General features: G+C 52.8%; 2 rRNA genes. Both read right to left on the bottom strand.

The annotated features are described in order from the left end of the window. Positions 1–46 precede the first annotated feature (46 nt). A 5S ribosomal RNA gene (rrf, locus tag LH464_RS24115) occupies positions 47–161 on the bottom strand. Between the two features lie 112 nt (positions 162–273). After that, positions 274–3073, bottom strand: a 23S ribosomal RNA gene (locus LH464_RS24110). Positions 3074–3442 lie beyond the last annotated feature (369 nt).

Here is a 3442-nt window from a genome sequence, read left to right as displayed (position 1 = left end):
CCGTTTGTTTTCGTGATGAGAAGATTGTTTACATTGCCTTTAATAGACCTGGCAGCGACCTACTCTCCCGCGTCTTAAGACGAAGTACCATTGGCGCTGGGGCGTTTCACGGCCGTGTTCGGAATGGGAACGGGTGCGGCCGCCCCGCCATGACCACCAGGTCAATTAAGGGCAATGTGATGAGAAGCTGGCAGGGATTACCCTGTTTGTTTTGAACACGTCTTTTGCGTCATCGCCTGTCTTAGACAGGCAGATGAGCATTGATCAATGAGAACGATCAAGCCAATCGAGCTATTAGTACCGGTAAGCTTCATGCATTACTGCACGTCCACACCCGGCCTATCAACGTGGTAGTCTTCCACGGCTCTGATAGGGAACACTCGTTTTCAGGTTGGTTTCCCGCTTAGATGCCTTCAGCGGTTATCCATTCCATATATAGCTACCCTGCTATGCCCTTGGCAGGACAACAGGTCCACCAGAGATATGTCCATCCCGGTCCTCTCGTACTAGGGACAGATCCTGTCAATATTCCTACACCCACGGCAGATAGGGACCGAACTGTCTCACGACGTTCTGAACCCAGCTCACGTACCGCTTTAATTGGCGAACAGCCAAACCCTTGGGACCTGCTCCAGCCCCAGGATGCGATGAGCCGACATCGAGGTGCCAAACAACCCCGTCGATATGGACTCTTGGGGGTCATCAGCCTGTTATCCCCGGCGTACCTTTTATCCGTTGAGCGATGGCCCTTCCACGCGGGACCACCGGATCACTATGACCGACTTTCGTCTCTGCTCGACTTGTCAGTCTCGCAGTCAGGCGGGCTTATGCCATTGCACTCGACGACCGATTTCCGACCGGTCTGAGCCCACCATCGCGCGCCTCCGTTACTCTTTCGGAGGCGACCGCCCCAGTCAAACTACCCACCATACACTGTCCCGGACCCGGATGACGGGCCGCGGTTAGACATCCATGACGATAAGGGTGGTATTTCAAGGATGGCTCCACGAGAACTGGCGTCCCCGCTTCAAAGCCTACCACCTATCCTACACATGCCGACACGAATGCCAGTGTAAAGCTATAGTAAAGGTGCACGGGGTCTTTCCGTCTGACCGCAGGAACCCCGCATCTTCACGGGGAATTCAATTTCACTGAGTCTATGTTGGAGACAGCGGGGAAGTCGTTACGCCATTCGTGCAGGTCGGAACTTACCCGACAAGGAATTTCGCTACCTTAGGACCGTTATAGTTACGGCCGCCGTTTACTGGGGCTTCAGTTCAGAGCTTGCACCCCTCCCTTTAACCTTCCAGCACCGGGCAGGCGTCAGACCCTATACGTCGTCTTTCGACTTCGCAGAGCCCTGTGTTTTTGATAAACAGTCGCTACCCCCTGGTCTGTGCCACCCCTAAATACTTGCGTAAAAAGGGGTCACGCTTCTTCCGAAGTTACGCGTGCAATTTGCCGAGTTCCTTCAACATAGTTCTCTCAAGCGCCTTGGTATACTCTACCTGACCACCTGTGTCGGTTTCGGGTACGGTCTATACGGTGGAGCTATTTCCTGGAACCTCTTCGCCGCACAACCAATCCAATAAGGCTGTACAACACACGAGATCCGTCACTACCACCAGGCCCACGAATATTAACGTGGTTCCCATCGACTACGCATTTCTGCCTCGCCTTAGGGGCCGGCTAACCCTGCTCAGATTAACTTTAAGCAGGAACCCTTGGTCTTTCGGCGAGAGGGTCTCTCACCCTCTTTATCGTTACTCATGTCAACATTCGCACTTCCGATATCTCCAGGGGTCCTCACGGATCCCCCTTCACAGACTTACGGAACGCTCCGCTACCACGTGCAGTAAACTGCACATCCTCAGCTTCGGTGCATGGCTTTAGCCCCGTTACATTTTCGGCGCAAAGACCCTTATTTAGACCAGTGAGCTGTTACGCTTTCTTTAAATGATGGCTGCTTCTAAGCCAACATCCTGGTTGTTTTGGGATCCTCACATCCTTTCCCACTTAGCCATGACTTGGGGACCTTAGCTGGAGGTCAGGGTTGTTGCCCTTTTCACGACGGACGTTAGCACCCGCCGTGTGTCTGCCGACTAGTACTCCTCGGTATTCGGAGTTTGGTTAGGATCAGTAAGACGGTGAGTCCCCATAGCCCATCCAGTGCTCTACCCCCGAGGGTATTCGGTCGACGCTCTACCTAAATAGATTTCGCGGAGAACCAGCTATTTCCGAGTTTGATTGGCCTTTCACCCCTAGCCACAAGTCATCCCGATCTATTGCAACAGATATGGGTTCGGTCCTCCAGTTGGTGTTACCCAACCTTCAACCTGCTCATGGCTAGATCACTCGGTTTCGGGTCTAATGCAACGAACTAAAACGCCCTATTCAGACTCGCTTTCGCTACGCCTCCACCTACCGGCTTAAGCTTGCTCGTTACACTAAGTCGTTGACCCATTATACAAAAGGTACGCCGTCAGGCTTGCGCCCTCCGACTGTTTGTAGGCATCCGGTTTCAGGTTCTATTTCACTCCCCTTGTCGGGGTGCTTTTCACCTTTCCCTCACGGTACTTGTTCGCTATCGGTCATGCACGAGTACTTAGGCTTGGAGAGTGGTCTCCCCATGTTCAGACAGGATTTCACGTGTCCCGCCCTACTCAAGGACAATGAGTGTTCTACGCGTACGGGGCTATCACCCGCTACGGCCGGACTTTCCATTCCGTTCCGCTTTATTCCTCATTGCCACTGGCCTGGTCCGCGTTCGCTCGCCACTACTTACGGAGTCTCGGTTGATGTCCTTTCCTGCAGGTACTTAGATGTTTCAGTTCCCTGCGTTCGCTTCTAACCCCTATGTATTCAGAGTTAGATACCTTATCACAATGCTTGGAAACCCAAGCCGAGCCGAAACTCAGTTTGGATTTTCCAAGCATTTAAGGTGGGTTGCCCCATTCGGAGATCCATGGATCAAAGCTCATTCGCAGCTCCCCACAGCTTATCGCAGCGTATCACGTCCTTCTTCGCCTGTGCATGCCAAGGCATCCACCAAATGCCCTTACGACACTTAATCGTTCTCATTGCCAATGCTCATCAATATAGCCAATCATCAGGCGCAAACCCAATGAATGACGGACCGGTTACCTTTTACAACCAGCCCTTCTCATGATGCCATCGACGTGTTCGATGGATCTGCTTTATTGGAGCCACGCCGAGCGGCTCGCTTGCAGTCCATCTTTAAGACCAGCTTCTCGAGATTAAATCCGGGATCGCGCGGTCAGGCAACGATCATCAGTAATTCATCAGACCCTGCCCAAAAGGACAGCGAACAACAAACGACCAGAGTGACAAGCTTCCTACCTCATCCAGCCCCTCCACCAGATCCGACCGGCTAGGTCATCCTTGGTTTCAACAGAACTGGGCTCGGACATGGGTTTCCCCA

This window comes from Pseudorhizobium xiangyangii (assembly GCF_020531965.1).
Lineage (GTDB): Bacteria > Pseudomonadota > Alphaproteobacteria > Rhizobiales > Rhizobiaceae > Neorhizobium > Neorhizobium xiangyangii.
The sequence above is the reverse complement of the archived record's forward strand: the minus strand, read 5'-3'. Positions and strand labels throughout refer to the sequence as shown.